This is a genomic window from Sphingobacterium sp. UBA2480, assembly GCF_002341965.1.
GTDB classification, from domain to species: domain Bacteria; phylum Bacteroidota; class Bacteroidia; order Sphingobacteriales; family Sphingobacteriaceae; genus Sphingobacterium; species Sphingobacterium multivorum.
In genome coordinates this window covers 530,714-549,980 of record NZ_DDPA01000009.1, presented here as the reverse complement: position 1 = coordinate 549,980, position 19,267 = coordinate 530,714, and the positions used below count along the sequence as shown (strand labels likewise).

Annotated in this window: 15 protein-coding genes; 8 read left to right on the top strand and 7 right to left on the bottom strand. The window is 40.2% G+C overall.

From position 1 onward, the window contains the following. Nucleotides 1–51 precede the first annotated feature (51 nt). The 3 genes from B3600_RS22860 to B3600_RS22850 form a co-directional block, all read right to left on the bottom strand. Nucleotides 52–2,742, bottom strand: coding sequence for a hypothetical protein (locus tag B3600_RS22860; RefSeq protein ID WP_286754507.1), 2,691 nt, complete (start codon nucleotides 2,740–2,742; stop codon nucleotides 52–54). Next, nucleotides 2,723–3,502 carry a GLPGLI family protein gene (locus B3600_RS22855; protein ID WP_112374551.1) on the bottom strand — a complete coding sequence of 260 codons (780 nt, stop codon included), beginning with the start codon at nucleotides 3,500–3,502 and terminating at the stop codon, nucleotides 2,723–2,725. Before B3600_RS22855 ends, B3600_RS22860 begins: the two co-directional genes overlap by 20 nt. A gap of 66 nt (nucleotides 3,503–3,568) precedes the next feature. Beyond that, nucleotides 3,569–3,883 carry a hypothetical protein gene (locus B3600_RS22850; RefSeq protein ID WP_146753046.1) on the bottom strand — a complete coding sequence of 105 codons (315 nt, stop codon included), beginning with the start codon at nucleotides 3,881–3,883 and terminating at the stop codon, nucleotides 3,569–3,571. Nucleotides 3,884–4,363: 480 nt separating this feature from the next. Between B3600_RS22850 and B3600_RS22845 the strand changes: the two genes are divergently transcribed. From B3600_RS22845 to B3600_RS22830, 4 genes are all read left to right on the top strand, one after another. Continuing rightward, the gene (locus tag B3600_RS22845) at nucleotides 4,364–4,876 is read left to right on the top strand and encodes a sigma-70 family RNA polymerase sigma factor (protein ID WP_070568551.1); all 513 of its coding nucleotides are present in this window, start codon (nucleotides 4,364–4,366) and stop codon (nucleotides 4,874–4,876) included. 86 nt (nucleotides 4,877–4,962) lie between these two features. Next, nucleotides 4,963–6,144, top strand: a complete 1,182-nt coding sequence (locus B3600_RS22840; RefSeq protein ID WP_286754506.1) for a FecR family protein — start codon at nucleotides 4,963–4,965, stop codon at nucleotides 6,142–6,144. A 230-nt stretch (nucleotides 6,145–6,374) separates the two neighbouring features. Continuing rightward, on the top strand, nucleotides 6,375–9,584 hold the full coding sequence (locus tag B3600_RS22835; RefSeq protein ID WP_286754505.1) for a SusC/RagA family TonB-linked outer membrane protein: 3,210 nt from the start codon (nucleotides 6,375–6,377) through the stop codon (nucleotides 9,582–9,584). Between the two features lie 10 nt (nucleotides 9,585–9,594). Continuing rightward, on the top strand, nucleotides 9,595–11,190 hold the full coding sequence (locus B3600_RS22830; RefSeq protein ID WP_286754504.1) for a RagB/SusD family nutrient uptake outer membrane protein: 1,596 nt from the start codon (nucleotides 9,595–9,597) through the stop codon (nucleotides 11,188–11,190). A 46-nt stretch (nucleotides 11,191–11,236) separates the two neighbouring features. Here the strand turns inward: B3600_RS22830 and B3600_RS22825 are convergent, their stop codons facing one another. After that, nucleotides 11,237–12,175 (bottom strand): SPFH domain-containing protein, encoded by a 939-nt coding sequence (locus B3600_RS22825; protein WP_070568567.1) that lies wholly within the window; start codon nucleotides 12,173–12,175, stop codon nucleotides 11,237–11,239. 401 nt (nucleotides 12,176–12,576) lie between these two features. After that, nucleotides 12,577–13,131, bottom strand: a complete 555-nt coding sequence (locus tag B3600_RS22820) for a cation diffusion facilitator family transporter (protein WP_286754503.1) — start codon at nucleotides 13,129–13,131, stop codon at nucleotides 12,577–12,579. 229 nt (nucleotides 13,132–13,360) lie between these two features. Between B3600_RS22820 and B3600_RS22815 the strand changes: the two genes are divergently transcribed. Continuing rightward, nucleotides 13,361–15,223 carry a PAS domain-containing sensor histidine kinase gene (locus B3600_RS22815; protein ID WP_286754502.1) on the top strand — a complete coding sequence of 621 codons (1,863 nt, stop codon included), beginning with the start codon at nucleotides 13,361–13,363 and terminating at the stop codon, nucleotides 15,221–15,223. A gap of 59 nt (nucleotides 15,224–15,282) precedes the next feature. On the opposite strand, the gene B3600_RS22810 is transcribed toward B3600_RS22815, so the two are convergent. Further along, on the bottom strand, nucleotides 15,283–16,083 hold the full coding sequence (locus B3600_RS22810) for an inorganic diphosphatase (RefSeq protein ID WP_286754501.1): 801 nt from the start codon (nucleotides 16,081–16,083) through the stop codon (nucleotides 15,283–15,285). 114 nt (nucleotides 16,084–16,197) lie between these two features. Further along, the gene (locus B3600_RS22805) at nucleotides 16,198–16,629 is read right to left on the bottom strand and encodes a hypothetical protein (RefSeq protein ID WP_286754500.1); all 432 of its coding nucleotides are present in this window, start codon (nucleotides 16,627–16,629) and stop codon (nucleotides 16,198–16,200) included. A gap of 293 nt (nucleotides 16,630–16,922) precedes the next feature. Between B3600_RS22805 and B3600_RS22800 the strand changes: the two genes are divergently transcribed. The 3 genes from B3600_RS22800 (at nucleotide 16,923) to B3600_RS22790 (ending at nucleotide 19,208) form a co-directional block, all read left to right on the top strand. Next, nucleotides 16,923–17,420, top strand: a complete 498-nt coding sequence (locus B3600_RS22800) for a DinB family protein (RefSeq protein ID WP_286754499.1) — start codon at nucleotides 16,923–16,925, stop codon at nucleotides 17,418–17,420. An 88-nt stretch (nucleotides 17,421–17,508) separates the two neighbouring features. Beyond that, the gene (locus B3600_RS22795) at nucleotides 17,509–18,105 is read left to right on the top strand and encodes a DUF4142 domain-containing protein (RefSeq protein WP_070568583.1); all 597 of its coding nucleotides are present in this window, start codon (nucleotides 17,509–17,511) and stop codon (nucleotides 18,103–18,105) included. A 233-nt stretch (nucleotides 18,106–18,338) separates the two neighbouring features. Then, the gene (locus B3600_RS22790; RefSeq protein WP_286754498.1) at nucleotides 18,339–19,208 is read left to right on the top strand and encodes an alpha/beta fold hydrolase; all 870 of its coding nucleotides are present in this window, start codon (nucleotides 18,339–18,341) and stop codon (nucleotides 19,206–19,208) included. The last annotated feature ends 59 nt before the right edge of the window (nucleotides 19,209–19,267 follow it).

Here is a 19,267-nt window from a genome sequence, read left to right as displayed (position 1 = left end):
ATAGGATTTTCAGCTTTGGGGATAGTGCTGTCCTAGTTTCAAAATAAAAACTTAAAAGCTATAATCTACCCCAAAACTGATATAACCAGGCAAAAGCTTATATTCGGTGCTGGTATTATAAAGGTCTGTCAATTCAGCATTTCTGAAAAAGCGAGTATTGAAAATATTTTTTGCTGTCATGGTAAATCTTGTCCTATGCTGCCGCAATTCATAAGCTAAGGAGAAATCCGAGAAATAATAGGTCTTGGAATCCTGGCCAAGGAAACTACCAAAGCGATAGGATTCATTCTTTAGATTACACTGTATGTTTTTTCCCATATTCAAAAATACATTCAGAAACCCGCGACTATTATGTAGTGTAGTTTTGCTATCTGAGCGATAAGTAACCGACTGCAGGGCGTAACCTGTGTAAATATTCAACCTGGATTTCCATGCACTTCTAAACGATAGTCCATAATCGTATGTCTCTGTATGGATGCGACGATCGCCCACGCCCACCACCAATGTTTCGTAATCTGCTGTATTTGCACCTAAGTCCAAACGAAAATTTCCTCCTACAGCCTTCAGGTAGTAATTAAGATCCGCCTTGTAATTGCTGCTCTTTTTATTTTTGAGCAATACCTGTTGCACAAGGCTAAAATTGGGGTCTAAACTGCTTTCTGTACCCACATAATCAAACAAAATCTGATGTCCGACCGAGAGGTTCGCAAAAAAACGATCTGTCATACTGCCATAGGTATACATCAGCGTGCCACCAGAACTGCTTAGCGTGGCTAGCTTATCCATTCCTCGAATAAAGTTTCGAACTCCTGTCGTATAATAATGGGGAATGAGCTCGGTAAGCGAGGTATTCTGTTGCTGAAAATAGAGGTCGGTTTCCAGGCGCCCTTTTGGGTGGACAACCCATTTCCCCGATAATCCAGGCGAAAGCAAGAGGTTATTTTTAGGCATGGTTTTCCCAAAATCTGTTAACCTATTCTGTACGAGACCTACCTGCAAACGAGGTGTTAATTCCCATTTATTTCGTTTAAAAGTGTACTTGGAAGTAAAGTTTGTCTGGAATACGTTTAAGTCCATCGCATTAGAAAATCCCGAGGGAGAGACTGCTTTTCCCCCTAACTCATCTGGATTTGACAGCAAATCTAATTCGGTATTAAGCTGTTGCTGCTGATAGGCCATATTGAAAGCCAACTCAAAGAAGTCACCATTTTTTTTTCGGCTTACATAATGCGTAGTGGCACCCAAATACTGTAGATTATTTTCAATATGTTGTTTTACCGCACGGATATCTTCCCCCCCAAACAAGTCTTTATAATAATATTGATCGATACTGTAATCTACTGGCGATTGCTGGTTTATCCAACGTAGAGAGCTGACCAGTACATCCCGCTCCGAAAATTTGTAGCTATAACTCAGATTGTGGTTGGTCAAATACCCCTTGCTTTTGGTCAGTTCCTCACTTTGTACACCATTGAACAATAATGCGCCCAAATCATTTTTCCTCAAAGAACCAAGTGTACCCGAATAGCTCAACAGTGTACGCTTATTGGGCTCCAACTGCAGCTCCAGTTTCGTGAAGTAGTTGTCGATGTTTCTGGTAAACTGATAATCTTCCGTGTTGGTAAATTGGATATCCTCCAAATGATAGTTCTGCACGGTATTTCGGTAAAATGATTTTTTAGTAGGATTTGCAAAACCCAGCCATTTGATTTTTAACTGTGGGGTCGGATTTAAAATGGTATTCAATGACAACAACTTGTCGTTATTGAAATTGGTTCTTTTATAATCAAAACCAGGCAGATTTGGCGTATTATCTATCAAAGTGGGTGTTGTTACCCCTACACCAATCTGACCTGGTTCATCTGGAGAACCAGACTGAATGAGGTGGTTGACGCTGCTTACGGCATCCACTCCGTTATTGTTAGCAGCACCCAAGAGATAATATTTGTTCTTCTTCCCAAAATTCATCAGGTTAGCACTCGCCTGATAATATTTGGGGCCTATGGGAACCACCTGCGCATCAACAGAGCCAAGCCACTGTGCCCTACTTTCCTCCTTAAGTTGCAGATTTAGTGCAATCTTGTCCGAATTTTCGATACCTTTCAGCTGCTTATTATTGGAATACCGCTGCAATATCTGAATTTTTTCCAAGGGACGAACAGACATGCTTTGCGTCAGCAAGCGGTAGCCCTTTTCGAAAAAATCATCCCCTTCCACCATCACTTTTTCCACTTCTTTATTACCTATTTTGATACTGCCGTCGGTACCCACCTGAATACCTGGGATCTTTCGAAGTAGATCTTCTACCGTACGCTCGTCGCCCTGCAAAAAGGATTTCACAGCAAGCTCAATGGTATCTCTGCCCCGACGATAAGCCCCTTTGGAGTGGACAATCACTTCCTGCAATTGTTCCACTCCCCCAGCTGATAACTGCACATCAATTAGCGTATCGACCTGCATTGGTGTGATGGAAAGGGAAACAGACTTAAAGCTCAGCGCCTTGAATAGCAACGTAAATGATCCACTTTGGGCCGTTTGCACATGATATTTCCCCTGACCGTCGCTAAACGTATAAGCCAGCATTTTGTTATCGCCATCACGCCGTAAATCAATACGCACCCCTCCTAAAGGTTTTCCTTCAGTACTGACGCTTCCATGGATAGCAACTTGTCCATATACGGCCATACACAACAGACAAAAGCTGAGTAAGACCGCTATCCGCTTATTGATGTTCCCATTCATACACTTGCTCTACACTGCCCCTAACTTTTTGCTTCTCAACGCTTACGCCTTCCATCATTGGCATTTTGCTGTACATAATGCGCATTTGCTCTTCATTGAATTGGTCGTCTTTCTTGACAAACTCTTCCAGGCTCAATTTGGGTAAAGACTGAATATATTTATCATTTACGGGAATATCGCCAGTATAGGGATAATTTACCTCCTTCAAGTACCAATAGTTCGGATTAGCACTTTCGTTATAGAGCATCACGATAAGGCCTGGCAAGCCGCCAAATTTCGATGGTCCAACAGGCACGGGAATATCATTCGTATAATAAGCTACCAACGTAGTCCCTCGATAAGAGGCCGTTGCCTTATGGCATACATGTTTGCCCAATGTATCCACATCGGTGTAATCCGTATTCCAGACCAGCGCCGGAAATTTGTCCGTCACCAAATAGTTAACACCTTGAATGGAACGGGTTTCTAACTGTTGGTCAGTCTTATTTTGATGGATCACGACCCTGTTATACCTCTTGCCAGAACCGATTGTTATCGAAAATGAAGATGCTACTTCTTCATCGTCGGCATCTTTGTTAAGCTCTTGCTTACGAATTGGCATCGAATCACGAACAGCAATCTTCACTGTTCCATCATAATAGACCGCTTCTTTAAAAGTAGCCATTGCCGATGGAATGTATTCATATACGGCATGAAGCCGCTGTGCAGAAGATAATCTGGAAAGGAACAGAAATAAAAAGAATATATAATATTTACACATGATAATTTAGTTTAGAAAGACGGGGTCAAAGCCCCGCTTTTGTTTTTTGTGATAATGAATAAAAAGTTAGTTGTTTGCAACCCAGTCATGCATTGCAGCAAAAAAACCCGCACAACCGCCAGCTGAAGAAGCATAATCTGTATAGACTGCGCTGCCTAGCAAAACGCCGTCGCTGCTATATATGCTTACCTTAAAATTACAGCGTACAAAGGCTGCATTCGTTTCCGTGGTTTCCTCGGTTACCCGGAGCGTATTGTTGGCCAGGCGCTGGGAAGTTGTTTTCACAGATGCATTTCCATTGACCGGTGTTGTCGCTGTCTTAGCCGAAGCAACAGATGATAGCATAACCACTGCTACCAAACTCATCATTAATCTTTTCATTGTTTTTAAATTTACTTGTTAAACCATGGTATGATTTGATGGCATACCCTTGTATATGACGGTAAAAATAAAGACACATTTAATTATTTAAATGATGATTAAATATCTGTAAATGGTCACTTAGAATTCGTAGCTGATCCGTTACTATTCGCAATGGGCTTGTTCACTGAATAACTAAAATTATGGGGCAAATCGCTATGAGATAAAAACGCACAAAGCCTTACTGTAAAGTAGCCTACCTCTGAAAAAAAATCGATAGAAACAACACATGAAAGATTCCGAAAACCAAGATGTTCACACAAAAAAACCTCTGTTATATCATATTTATATTAAATTACAGTAAACTATAACTAAAAACAGCATTTAATAGCAGCTTTATAAAGCTTCAAAATTTTAAGACGTTTTTACCTACATAAAATCTCTAATATTTTTCTTTATTTCACTTTTAAAATTTATATTTTAATAAAAAAAGTAAACGAAATGTTATCCACAGAATATTATTTTAACAAATATTTTCTGCAACTCAGTGTATTTGCATTTCCATGGGTTGGTTCCGAAGAAATTGCAAAAGACATCGTACAGGACGCATTTATCGTTCTAATGGGCAGACAGGACTTACTGCAAAAGGGAGAGCCCGTCATTAAGAGCTTCCTTTATAGCGCTGTAAAAAATATAGCGATGAATATCAAACGAAGAAATGTGGTATTTGATCGTGTACGGAGCCAATTTAACCCTGACCAGCCGGATGACAATGATATTCTGGATAATTTAATAAACGCCGAACTGATTGGAGCTCTTCATCGGGAACTCAATGAATTGCCCGAAGGTTGTCAACGAATCTGCCGTTTAATCTATCTGGACGGAATGAAGTATGACGAGGTCGCACAGGAACTCAATGTTTCAGTAAACACGGTTAAAACACAAAGGATGCGTGCGATAAACCTGCTTAAAAGAAAATTTCTAAGCCTACTTCTTACATTTTTTACACTCTAACAATCAGTACCTTATAACTAAACCTCCACTTATTTCCATAAACGGATCACCCATTTCAACCGTTCAAGTTATTTAGCTTCTGAATTATGATAGAAACCGACAAAATACTATTAGCAGAACTGATTGCTCTTCTTTTGAAGGATGGTGAGTTACCATCCGACAAAGAAAACCAATTAAAAAATCTCTTACAAAAATATCCAAGCGCAAGGGATAGCTTATCTCGTCGGTTATCACAGACCGACATATATGTTCCTTTTGATCTTCGCACTACTGATGTAAAACAAGAATGGCTCATCACACAGCGTAAATTTACGGCGAAGGAAACAATTTTACAATCAAGAAAGAAATATCTCTTCTTAAATAAACCGTGGTACAAGGCTATTGGGATTGCTGCCGCCCTATTACTTGTCCTAACGCTGTTATGGCAAAGACAACAGCAAGAAAAACCTATAAACTATTTAATTCCGGACAAGATATACGGACATAAAAATGATGTTCTTCCAGGAGGAGCAGGTGCAGTTTTAAAAATTGAGGGCAAAGAAGAAATACGATTAACCGAAAAAAAGGCAATCCAATATTTTGCGCAAGGTATCGAATTAAAAGAAGGACGGCTTATATACCCCGCTAGCTTAGCAGAAAACCTAAAAAATACTTTAATAGTTCCTAAACGATCTACCATGGTATTAACCCTTAGCGATGGGACTAAAGTGTGGGTAAATGCTGCCTCTGAGCTCAGCTATAAAGCAAATTTTGATAAAAAAGAGCGAAGAGTGACACTAAAAGGTGAAGCCTATTTTGAAGTTGCAAAAGATGCACATAGGCCCTTTATTGTTGAAACAAATCATATCAATATACAGGCGATCGGAACAGCTTTCAATGTAAATTCCTATCATGCAAATACGAGAGTATCATTGACAGAAGGAAAACTTAAAGTTAGCAACGATGAAAACGAAATCTATATGAATGCTGGCAGCGAAACGGAAATTGTCGATAAAAAGCTAAAGACTTTTCCATTAGCCAGTAAGGCTGAAGCCACAGCCTTCAAAGACGGATATTTCTATTTTAAAAATAAAGATATGCAACAGATACTTGATGAATTAAGCCGTTGGTACGGAATTCAGGTCGATTGTAAGATCCCATTAAATAATGAACGATATGAAGGTAGCATGAAAAGAGATGTAACGCTGGCGGAACTTTGTAATGTACTAAAAGATTTGACAGGTTATAAATTTACCATTGACAATGATAAACTAATTGTAAACAGATAAACTAATTATAAACAGATAAACTTATTGAGGAGGACTTTGTATGTAAAAAAGCGAAAAACCTAAATTAAGATGATAAAAATGCAGAAGTACGGCAAATACTCCTGCATCAAAATTGAATTAACACTGATCATAAACCATTAATTCTATACCAATTTATGAATAATTTATTTTATTCAAAAGGGACCTTATGTCCCGTTGACAAAGGGAAAACTCTGAACCATTTATTAAAAATGAAACTGACAGGAATCTTATTGGCGACATCCATGATGGGCGCCTACGCTTCAAGCTCCGCTCAGATAACTTTACATGCCCAAAATACCAAGATTGAGACTGTCCTGGAAAGCATTACCAAACAGACTGGTATACATTTTATCTTTAAAGAAGGATTACTAAAAAACGAAAAAGCAACGGTTGAAATCACAGATGTATCACTCGATAAGGCTTTAGATAAAATTTTCAAAAGCACCGCTTTCTATTACATGTTACATCGTGGTACTGTTGTTATCAAGCGTAAAAATGAAGATATTTCTTTGCCAGAACAAAGTACGTCCGGCATATCCAATCTGCAGCAGCAAGTCATAAAAGGAAAAGTACATGATACCAAGGGAAATCTATTGTCTGCTGTAAGCATCCTGCTAAAAGGCTCCAATACAGGAACTTCGTCGAATACGAAAGGAGAGTTCCAACTGACACTCCCCGATGGCAAAAAAGGAACCCTGATTTTTAGTGCAGTCGGATTCAAACAGCTAGAAATCCCGATTAACAATAAACCGGAGCTAAATGTTATTATGGATGCAGATGAAGTGGGGCTTGATGAAGTGGTGGTCGTCGGCTTCTCCGAAGTAGACAAAAAGCACGTTGCATCTTCCGTATCACAAATGGATATGGAGAAAATAAAAAATCGTCCAATTTTTAAAATGCAGGATGCTTTTTCAGGAACGATCCCAGGAGTCACAATGATGCGCGGAAACAGTATGCCGGGAAGTGTTCCGGGTACCATCTCTATTCGCGGAATCAGTACCTTACAAAATGCAGATCCTTTGGTCATCGTAGACGGTATGGAACAGAGCATACATGATATTGACCCGAATCAAGTTAAAAGCATTACCGTCTTAAAAGATGCCGCATCCGCTTCCATGTATGGTTCCCGTGGCGCAAATGGCGTTATCATCATCGAAACAGAACGCGGACAGACAGGACAGTTTAAAGTCGTTACCAACAACTGGTTTGCAGTCAATAAACCCATTGATCTTCCAAAATTTGTCGGAGCCGTTGATTTTATGAAATTGCGGAACGAAACCTTAATCCAACAGGGACAATCTGCGATCTACCCCGAAGAAACAATAAACAAATATGCTTCCGGAGAATTAAAAGAAGTCAATTGGCTCGATCAAGTCATGGAACGAACGTCGACAGCAATGAATAATAACGCAAGTATATCTGGCGGTGGTGGGGTTGGTACTTTTAATTTAATGCTTGGCCATATAAAAGAAAATGGCCTCAATAAGATTGAAGGTACTCAAAAGTTTTCGGCACGTTTCAATACAAATATCAACATTGCCGACAAATTTGTATTAATGGCCGATTTCTATGCGCACCGTCTACAGGTAGATCGTCTTTTGGCAAACGATGATGGGCACGGCCTTTATAAACAGGCCTGGCGCCTGAACCCAACGCAACAAATTTTTTATGATTCTGACCTCCCCGAACACTATATCCTGCATAATAACATCAACCCAATTGCTTCAATAAAACACGGTGGTACAAAAAACAATATGTATGATCGTAGTACCATCAATTTACGTCCCAAATATAACATCAACAGCAATTTCAATATTGAGGGAAATGTCTCCTACATGATTAACAAATCGGCCAATAAACAAAAAAGGTTGACCTATAAGTTCTTTGATGAAAATGGTGCTCCGGCAGCAATTTGGGGAAATGATGTCAATGCCTCGCAAGGTGTTAGTGAAAGCCAGCTCACCGCTCGGATGCTGATTAACTTTAACAAAGAGCTCCGCCAGCACAAAGACAAGATCTATCTAACCGCAGGTTCAGAAGTCATGAATTACACCTTCACCGATTTTAGAGAAATCAGCAAAGCTTCTTTTTTCGGTAAATTAAATTATTCCTTTAACAACCGCTATATTTTAGAGTTGACTGGACGTTCAGACGGGAGTAGCAAGTTTGCCCCCGGTCATCGCTGGGGATTTTTTCCCTCGGGAGCTTTCGCCTGGAACTTACATAACGAACATTTTTTTAAACCTATTCTCGAATCGGGAACAGTTAATAACATTAAGATACGAGCTTCCTATGGACTTATCGGAAACGAAAATGTAGCGCCATACCTCTGGCAGGAATCTGTTAATACCTGGGGCTGGACAATACGTGTTCCCAATCCAAATTTCTCCTGGGAGAAACAGAAGCAATGGAACCTGGGCCTAGACGTCAATGCATTAAAAAATAGACTATCCTTTACGGCAGAGCTTTATCATAAAAATTCATACGATCTTATTTATGACCAATTTGCCGTGCCTCCGCTCACGGGATCAAATAGTCTGGAATCTGCGGTCAACATCGGTGCCGTGGAAAATAATGGTTGGGAGCTGTCAGCAAGCTGGTCCGACAAAAAGGACGATTTTTCGTATACGATTGGTGGAATGCTTTTTGATAACCGCAACCGAATGCTCAAGGCGGGCTACAATGAAAACGATAGATTGATCTTTAAAGGCGATAATAACCGAATCTGGTACAAAGGTGTCCCAATCAACAATTATTATGGCTTCCAGTCTGATGGCTATTTCCAAACGCAGGCGGAAGTTGACGCAACGCCCGCTAAAATGCCAAATTCAAAACCTGGTGATATCCGCTACGTGGATAAAAATCAGGATGGTATAATCAACGATGAGGACCGCAGCTATCTGGCAGACCCTCTTCCCCATTATAACTATGCTATAAATCTGGACTTTCGCTATAAAGGCTGGGATTTCTCAGCATTGGGTCAGGGGATCGGAAAGCGCACGGGCCGCTTGATCGGCCAAGAGGCCTATCCGGTGTATGTTGATGGAAACAGTAACGACCTCGGCGCACCACGTGTCGAATATGTAGCAAACCATTGGAGCCCCGACAATCCGAATAGCCGTTTTCCACGTCTTTGGACGGGGCCAAGCCCCAATACCCTACTCAGTGATGTTTGGCTTAGCAATGCTGCCTTTTTCCGTATCAAGTCTCTTCAGCTTGGTTATACATTTCCTAAAATCGGCAAAAGCATCAAAAATTTTAGAATATATGTTAATGCGCAGGATGTATTCACGTTCACGAAATGGGAAGGTCTTGACCCCGAACGTATTGATGTCGATAGTCCTGGAACAAATGATGGGAACGGAAATTATCCACGTATGGCAACCTACAGTGTTGGACTGAGTGCGAGTATTTTTTAAAACTATGCTAATGAAAAAGAAAATTTTAACCTTGATAATTGCGCTAGCAACGTTAAGTAGCTGCGAAAAATTTCTTGATAAACGAGATCCTACCGCAACATCCTTCGACGAGTTCTTCAATACCGAAGAAGATTTACGTCGGGTAGTCTACAGTAGTTATTTGGATGTTTTTATGGGACCAGGAGAACGTCGCCTGCTCTTCTATATGTTAGATGGTCGTAGCGATAACGCCTATGCTAGAATAGAGACAGACCACCATATGATCATTGCCAATGGCAATATGACAAGCAACGCACGTTTGGCTGAGTACTATTGGACATTATATAATAAACACGTGGGGCGGATCAATACTTACCTCGCGAATATTGACATTCCCTATGTGGAAAATGAGTCGATAAGACAAAAATATAAAGCAATCCTAGAAGCACTACGTATCTGGCATTATTTCAGGATCACTGAAGTTTGGGGTGACGTACCTTTTGTCCTAGTCCCGGTTACACTTGAAGAAGCAATACCTCCAGTAACGCCGAAAGCTGAAATACTGAACAAACTATTTGAAATGAGCCAAGATGTGGCAAACAGGCTCCCTGAAAATGAAGGTACCACAAACGCCTATATGTTCAACAAATACTCCTTCAAAACGTTGGTCATGCGATATGCTCTTTACAATGGACGCTATGAGCTTGCCGCAACCCTTGCGAAGGAAATAATGGACAGTGGCAAATATCAACTTCACCCCCAATATGCTAGCCTATTCAATTATCAAGCAGACAAGACCAATAAGGAGTTTATCATCAAATTTGACATGGAAAGCCACAATAATTCTGCTACAAATTCCTTTCAGCATCTTGCCCCACAATATAAGACCGGAAATGGGCAATCTTATGTCGTTCCTTTGAAGTCTTTGGTTGATAGTTATTGGACACTACAAGGACGTTCGATTGACAAATGCCCCTTACACAGCAAGCAGGAATATGAGCTCAACCCCAAATTAAATCGCGATCCACGTTACACAGCAAGTATTTTTGGGCAGGGCGACCTATTCAACAAAGAAAAAATAGATATTTATGATTCAAAGAGTCTATTCTATTATCAAAACTTACGAAGCAGCCGATCGGGCTATTGGTTTAAGAAATTTGTCGATGAAGCTGATGCATTTCGGACGGGAGGTAATATGTACTTTCCTTTGGCACGCTACGCAGAAGTGTTATTGACCTATGCCGAAGCCAAAATTATGCTGAATAACGTAGATGAATTAGCGAAAAGCTGTATCAATCAGATTCGACAACGTGCAGGACTCGATATGAATGTAGCAGATGTCAATCTCACGGTGAGATCTCAACAAGAATGGATTGACTTAATTCGCAATGAACGAAGAGTCGAATTTGCCGGTGAGGGGCTGCGCTATAGTGATATTCTTCGATGGAAAACAGCAGAAGTAGTTCTTAATCAACCTGCATTAGGTCATATGCGACAAAGTGCGGACGAGAAATCTGAGGTGCTTAAAATTGAAGATAGAAAATTTTTGAAACATCAATACCTCTGGCCTTTCCACGAAAGTAGCTTTCAAGTCGAACCCAATCTGATCCAAAACCCGGGATACTAATGAAACAATAAAACAAGGGTAGCGCTTATACCACGCTACCTTTGTTTTATTCCTGCCGACTGCTATCTTTAGGAATTTCAGGCAATTGCGCACTAGTATGCCCATCAATTTTTTGTGCTGCGGCCATTGAAACTACCAAATCATTCAGCATAGTGCTTGCTGCTGTTGGTGAATTTGGAAGCAAGACCAAATTGCTTCTGCTATTTGCTCCAATGGCATTCAGCGTATCATAATGTTGCGTCACGACAATTAAGGCAGAAGCTTCCTGTGCATTGATATTGGCCGCATTCAGCATTTTTACCGATTCTTCCAGTCCCTTCGCAATCTCTCTTCGCTGGTCTGCAATCCCCTGCCCCTGTAATTTTTTAGATTCTGCTTCAGCTTTTGCAACGGCAACAATTCGTATTCTTTGTGCCTCAGACTCATATTCTGCGGCAGTTTTCTCGCGTTCAGCAGCGTTGATTCTGTTCATAGCATGTTTCACCTGTTCATCAGGATCAATATCTGTCACCAATGCTTTGATAATATCGTAACCGTAGCTTTGCATCGCATCCTGCAATTCACTTTTTACAGCAATGGCAATATCGTCTTTTCTTACAAAAACATCATCTAATTTTGTTTTTGGAACTTCAGCACGCACAACATCAAAAACATACGATGTAATCTGATTTTCGGGATTCTCCAGACGATAATACGCGTCTTTTACATTATCTCTGATTACCTGATACTGAACAGAAACTTTCATCTTAATGAAAACATTATCCAATGTTTTGGTATCAATTATGACATCCAATTGCTTTATCCTAAGATTCAGCCGCTTAGCGATCTGATCCAAAAATGGAATTTTTAAATGCAAACCGGCATGACTTACTTTTAAAAATTTACCCAGCCTTTCTATCACGGCCGCAGACTCTTGCTTTACCGTATAAAATGAAGCAAATAATGTAATAAGTCCAAAAAAGACCAAAATTCCTAAATATAGCATAACCTTAAATTTAATATTGGTGATCTACAAACTTACACGTTTACATTGTCATTCTTCTACTTCTTACATAATTTTTCGATAAAGTTCCGAAACTCGGTTATCCATCCTAAAGATAGCCCAACGCTACATTTTACTGTGCTAGCCAACGCTGTGTTCTTTGCAATCTTGGCATAAGCCCCCCGCGATGTCCTTGCAAAAGCTCACTTTCAAAACGAAGCCGCTGCTATTAAAATAGCTATCAAGGTTAATTGGCGTTTAATATTTATTCTGGTTGGATAATGACATAATGGATAAATTAAAATTCGGTTTTAATGGGTGTACGGATGCGGGTAATTGCTTCGGTAATATATTCTGTATCAAGATCATCCTTAAAATCAATGATAAGCATCAATATAACGTCTTCAGGAGACTGATAGGTAGACAGCAAGCTCCGACTTTCCCTGGCGAGAATAAACGAAACAAAAACCAACAGCACCCCAACAATTACAGAAGCTAATCCATCCAATTCGGGAATCTGCAGGGAATGGCTTAGCGACATGAGGATCATGACAATCAATAGTCCCGCCACTGCTAAAAGAAGTACCCTCAAAAATAAGCGAGAGAATCAAGACGATATAATTCCAGAAAGGATCTTTCATCAATTCGGGCTCCCGTATATGCATCACTCCCTGATAGATGGACAGCGCTCCACCCAAACCGAATATGAGAATAGAAACCACAAAGGACCAAAAATAAAGCTCTTTTCCATAACCAAAAGGATGAGACTGGTCGGGCGCCTTTTTACTACGTTTCAATCCATATAATATCAACAGCTGATTAGCCGTATCAACTGTGGAATGAATTCCTTCAGAAATCATAGAAGAACTGTTGGTAAAAGATTCGGCGATAAATTTGGTCAGCGCTATCAGTAGATTGGCAGCAAGGGCACTGTAAATTGATGTTTTATTATTGTCCATGATATAATAGCCTCTATTTTTTGCTGTCCGCCATGAAATATTATACTTAAAATTATTCGATACTATTATTTTCAAACTGCCGTCACCCAATTTTTGTTTGCTTTAAATAGCTTCAAACATGGTTTAGCGCGATTTTTGTTATTTATCATTAAGATGACCCGTACTTTTACCTTTTTTAAAGTAGTTTTATATCCATATAATTGTCTTTATAACACCATACGACATCTTTATGAACAGCTCCGAACAAATAGAACAATTACGAATTGAAAATCTCGAGCTCAACAACCGGATTACTGAACTAACTGACTTTATCGACAGTGCATCTCTAGCACTACATTGGGTTAACCAGGAAGGGGTTATTATTTGGGCCAATCAAGCTGAACTTGACCTTCTTGGTTATCGTAAGGAAGAATATATTGGTTTCCCCATTGCAGACTTTCACACAGATCAGGATACCATTTCGAAAATCCTACACATGCTTTTAAATAATCAACGTGTGGAGGATTATCCAGCAAGTCTGAGGTGCAAAAATGGAGATATAAAGCATGTTGTTATAAATTCCAGTGCTTTGATGAAGGATGACGAATTTGTCCATTCGATGTGTTTTACCAAAGATATTACGGAAGCCGTATTTGCAGAAAAAAGAAGAGATAAACTCACAGCAATCCTGCAGGAGAAGGAAGAGCGACTTCTCCTTGCCATCGCCTCTACCGGACTTGGGACCTGGGATTGGGACGCTGCGAAAGGAATAGTTCAACTTTCCCCACAGGCTCAAGAAATTTTAGAACTTTCTGCCCCAATCCAAAAGAAAGAAGCGATGATAACGCTCATCCATCCGGAGGATCAACCCGCTATTTTCCAGCAAATGAGAGGGCTGAGCGAAAATAAAATGGACGGCCATTTTGAGTTTACCTGCCGCATTATAAGACCTATCACACATGGGATTGCCTTTGTAAAAATCACGGGATCGGCTTTCTTTAGCGGCAGCAAAGAATCGCGCAGGATTATCGGAGCGCTTATGGATGTGACAGATCAGAAAAAAGCGACAGAAAAAAGTGCCGAACTCGCAGCCATTGTTAACTCATCCTACGATGCGATTATCGGAAAGACACTAGACGGTATTATAACCAGCTGGAACGACGCTGCGACGAATCTTTTTGGCTATTCAAATGCGGAAATGATCGGTCAGTCCATCCTAAAATTAATTCCACGAGATAGGCATTCTGAAGAAGATTATATCCTGGGGCGAATGCGCATGGGACATTCCATCAAGCATTTTGAAACTGTTCGGCAGACAAAATCAGGCAAATTGGTCGATTTGTCGCTGACGATATCCCCCATAAAAAACGATCTCGGCGAGATCATTGGTGTATCAAAAATTGCACGGGATATCAGCGAAAAAAAGCAGGAAGAGAAGCGAAAAAATACGTTTATATCCGTAGCAAGCCACGAACTCAAAACACCGCTCACCACAGTTTTGATGAGTGCGCAGATGATGCAACAGCATGCAACTATATTTGGTGAAAAAAGTGCCCAGATAGGAACTAAGATCGAATCCCAAGTAAGAAAAATGATGCTCATGATTGCGGATTTTCTAAGTATAACGGAGGTAGACGAAGGAAAATTGCAACTTCACCAAACCATTTTTCAGCTTGACAAATTAATGCGGGACTGTATTAATGATTTGGAAACGAATCGGCACAGCATTGAACTGCGTTGCGATCCTACCGTTCATATTTTAGCCGACTGGCCCAAAATGGATCAGGTTTTTGCCAACTTACTTAACAATGCCATAAAATACTCTCCCCACGGCGGAACGATTATTATTGGCACGCAGATAATAGGCGAAAAAGTACGTATATATGTTCAGGATGAAGGGATTGGAATCGAGCCCAAACATCAAAAAAATATTTTTAAATCATTCTATCGGGTGGATAACCTAAATACTTCTAACATATCTGGATTTGGCATCGGCCTATATTTGGTCGCAGAAATCCTGCGAAAACATGGTTCACAGATACACGTTCAAAGCGCCAAGGATAAGGGATCTATTTTCTATTTTGATTTTCCGTTCACCTACGCTTCAAACTAAATAAATCTATAAGCCTACTAGGTCTACATTCCAGCAGATCTACAGTATTAATATACCGACTAGAGCAGCCCGACCTCACTTTGTCTAATAACTAACTCTTTCTGGGCAAATTGTAATTCGAGTTTTTTCTTGAATTGTTTCCAGTAGGCATGGTCGATTTCAGCAACCATGATTTCATAAACCACATTCTCGTCTTTAATTGGCTGTTTTTTAGGATCGATCCATATACCAATTGCAGGGGCACGCGTATAAGCTGTTATCCCGCCAAAGTCTTTAATGAGCTGCTTCCTAATATCCTGAAATAGTTGAGCGGAGAAGGGTGTTCCCGACGCATCGTAGAGTGGAAGAAAAAGTTCAATTTTTTTGATGGGCTGACTGTTACTTTTTGCTTTTTCTATTGCCTTACATGCATCTTTAGCACTTAGAATTTTCAAAGGCTGGAAATTTTTGCCTTCCTGTTTATTATAATTTATGAAGAACTGTTGCAGTTCATCGAGCACGGTTTCAGGCAATTGGGCGACACGATGAATGTGACCAAAGACGGCTGAAGCCTCTGGCACAACCAAAAACCGGTCATTTTCTACAGTTTCGCCATCTTTATTCTGCTGTATCGCCTTAATTGCACCAATTATTCTGCATTTCAATATACAGCCAGGAAACGTCCCTTGTTCCGAAATAACGATAATATCCAAAGGGTCACCATCCTCTCCTACCGTGCCCGGGATAAAACCGAAATCATAGGGGAAAACTGAGCCCAAAGGAAGGTATTTTGCTAGAACAAATCCGCCACATTTTGGCTCATAGTTGTATTTAGCATTTGAATTTTTGGGTGTTTCAACCGTGCAGAATATGTATTTCATCGTCATTTCTAAAATGGGTTTCGGCTCAATATCGACTTATTAAAACTAATGAGTTTTATAGTGAACAGTAGCATCTACAATTTCGTTTACGATTTTATAACAAATTTAAAGCGTCTAGGTCTTTACACCTTTTGCCTTTTTGATAGATTGCTCTATCCTTCCCAAACGCTTTCTCCAGGCCATGACTTGCGGTTCTTCATATCTTGGAAGGCCATCCTCCTGCATTAATCCCAGTACTTTGGCCAAACGCTGACTTAAGTCCGCTGACCCACCGTTCAGCTTCTTCCATTTGCGCTGATCTTTCAACAGATCATTTTCATAGGCAGCGAGTGCCTTCTTTATGGTACTTAGCTCTTTCTTGTACATTTTCTGCCTATGATATACAATCATGAGCCGATTATATGCAGCGGTATGCAGCTTATCCTTTGCGATAACTGTATGATAGTTTTTGACAGCATCCTCCAATTTGCCTTCGGATTCTAACAATTTAGCCTGTTTCATTAATTCGTTGATAGACAGACGTGCTGTGGATCTTTGATCAGCCATTTCAATACGATTGTTCGAGACCATAAAACGCGGGTATGAGCCCGGATCATAAAGCGATTGCCTTTCCTAGGGAATCTCGATAGAAGGACAAGATTCAGCAAATAATAGTTTGTCTACTGATTACATCCTAACTAGAACCTTTTCACTCCGCAACTATTCCAGCGTTGCTAGCTGAAATTCTTCAGTACGAGGTTAGCATTTTAAACGAATACACAATTGGTTAAAACTAATTCCTGTATAGTTCGGTTTACTTTCTAAAATCTCAAACTTAATCATTTTAAAACTAAGTCATTATGAGCACTATTCTGATAAAAGATATCATTCAGCAATTAAAGGATGTGGAGCACGCCGATCTATGGATCGATGAAAATTTTGAAAAAAAATTAGCTACGGTGACCGAATCATCTGTTTATGAGCGTCCTATCCCAGAAATGCACAGTGTAGCGGAACTGATGTCGCATCTCATTGAATGGCGTAAGGAGGTTCTGAGCCGTTTGAAGGGAAATCCACGGGGACTCGAAATGAACGAAGCTAGGAATTGGCGAACGAATGACGAACTGAAGACAACAGGCTGGAAAAAGCTGTTGGAAGATTTCTGGGATAGTCAGCGACACGTTATTCACTTTCTCAACGGCAAAGACGATTCCTTCCTCGAACAACCCTATAAACATGCGAATCCTGATTTCCCGCATAACCTCAAATACCTCCTGACAGGCCTTATCCATCACGATTTTTACCACCTGGGTCAGCTGGGTATCACTATTAAATTTTTGAAGCTAAAAAACACGTGAATGTAATATGAGATAGTTGCGTTGGTCATTTTTTTGAAACGATACTGTTTTGACCACTGTTTATCTAGAAATCAAAACTCATAAGATCATGAAAAGAATATTTTTGACCCTAGCAATTGCATTTTCTATTGTTGCTGTCCAAAGTTGCGGCAATGCAAATAACGACAGCAAAAAAACAGCGGACAGTATCAACGAAACAAAAGCACCAGAAAACATAGACGATAATAATACGGCAACGACGCCTGTTGCTGTCAGTGAAGACGATGCAAAATTCGTTACTGAAGCAGCGAACGGTGGCATGGCTGAGGTAGAACTTGGAAAACTGGCAAAGGAAAAAGGCCAGCATCTGGATGTAAAAGCCTTCGGCGAAATGATGATTAGAGATCATTCCAAAGCAAATGATGAACTTGCAACACTTGCACAAGCAAAAAATATCACGCTACCAGCCACCTTGGGTACAGATGAGCAAAATTTGAAGGATGAATTGTCCAAAAAGTCGCCCGGAGACTTCGATAAATCGTATATCGAAGATATGGTTAAAGACCATGAAAAGGATATCAAGCTGTTTGAGGACGCTAGTAAAAATCTTAAAGATACCGAGCTGAAAGCGTTTGTAGATAAAACTCTACCAACACTTAGAAACCACCTAGATCATGCTAAAAGTGTAAAAGATAAGTTGAAATAATAGCAAAACACAGGGGCTGGTATAGGATATTGGTCCCTGTCTTTTTTAATTACACCTCAACTGCCCCAACGATACGAAATCCTCCCCTCGGTATTATCGCGCTCCGATCTTTTTTTTACCGAATTGTCTGCTCGCGTTTCTGACGCAATCGCCCCTATATTTGTCGTATTTCCACAGTATTTTCCTGGGAAATCGTAATGATATTTGTCATGTACATTTTAAATAAATTCGTTATGAACACACGTATCAAAACCAATACTATTTTTAAATCATTACTTTATATCATTATGATGATTACTGTTATGCAATCTTATGCCCAAATTAAACCCTCGGCTCAAGGTTTAGTACACCTTAAGGACAGCAAGGTATATTATGAAGTTTATGGTACTGGAAAACCGATTGTATTATTACACGGCGCTTTTATGACCATCAGCACAAACTGGAGTCAGCTCATACCCGAACTGTCAAAAAACAGGAAAGTCATCGCCATTGAGTTGCAGGGCCATGGCCATTCACCCTATTCTGATAGAAAATTTGACCACGCCATACTTGCAGCTGATGTTGCCAAAGTGATGGATTATCTGAAAATTGAACATGCTGCAGTGCTTGGCTACAGCTTTGGAGGGGCAGTAGTCTACCAATTTGCCATCCAGTATCCGAAGCGCTTAGATGAATTAGTCATTATTTCTGCTACCTATAAAAGTAAGGGATGGATGCCGGAAATTAACAAAGCCTTCCAGAACATGAAACCAGCATTATTTGAAAATAGTCCGATGCAGCAAGCCTATGAAACCGTTGCTCCCGACAAAACAAAGTGGACAAAATTTTTGGAACAAATGATCTCATTGGCACAGCAACCATATGATCTGGGAGACGCAAATATTGCCAAAATATCTTCACCTGTACTCTTGATTGCTGGAGACAACGACGGTCTAGACAAGATCGAGCTGGTAAAAACATATCAATTATTGGGCGGTGAAGTAGTTGGTGACTTTGGACAAATGCCGAAATCCCAATTAGCTATTATCCCAGGACAAAGCCACGTCAGCCTGATAGGCCAAACTGGTAGCATTTTAGGTTATCTGAATAGCTTTTTAAAATAATCCACACAGCATACACTGTACTTATTGTTTGTCAAACTGTGCCGTCTTACCAATAACAT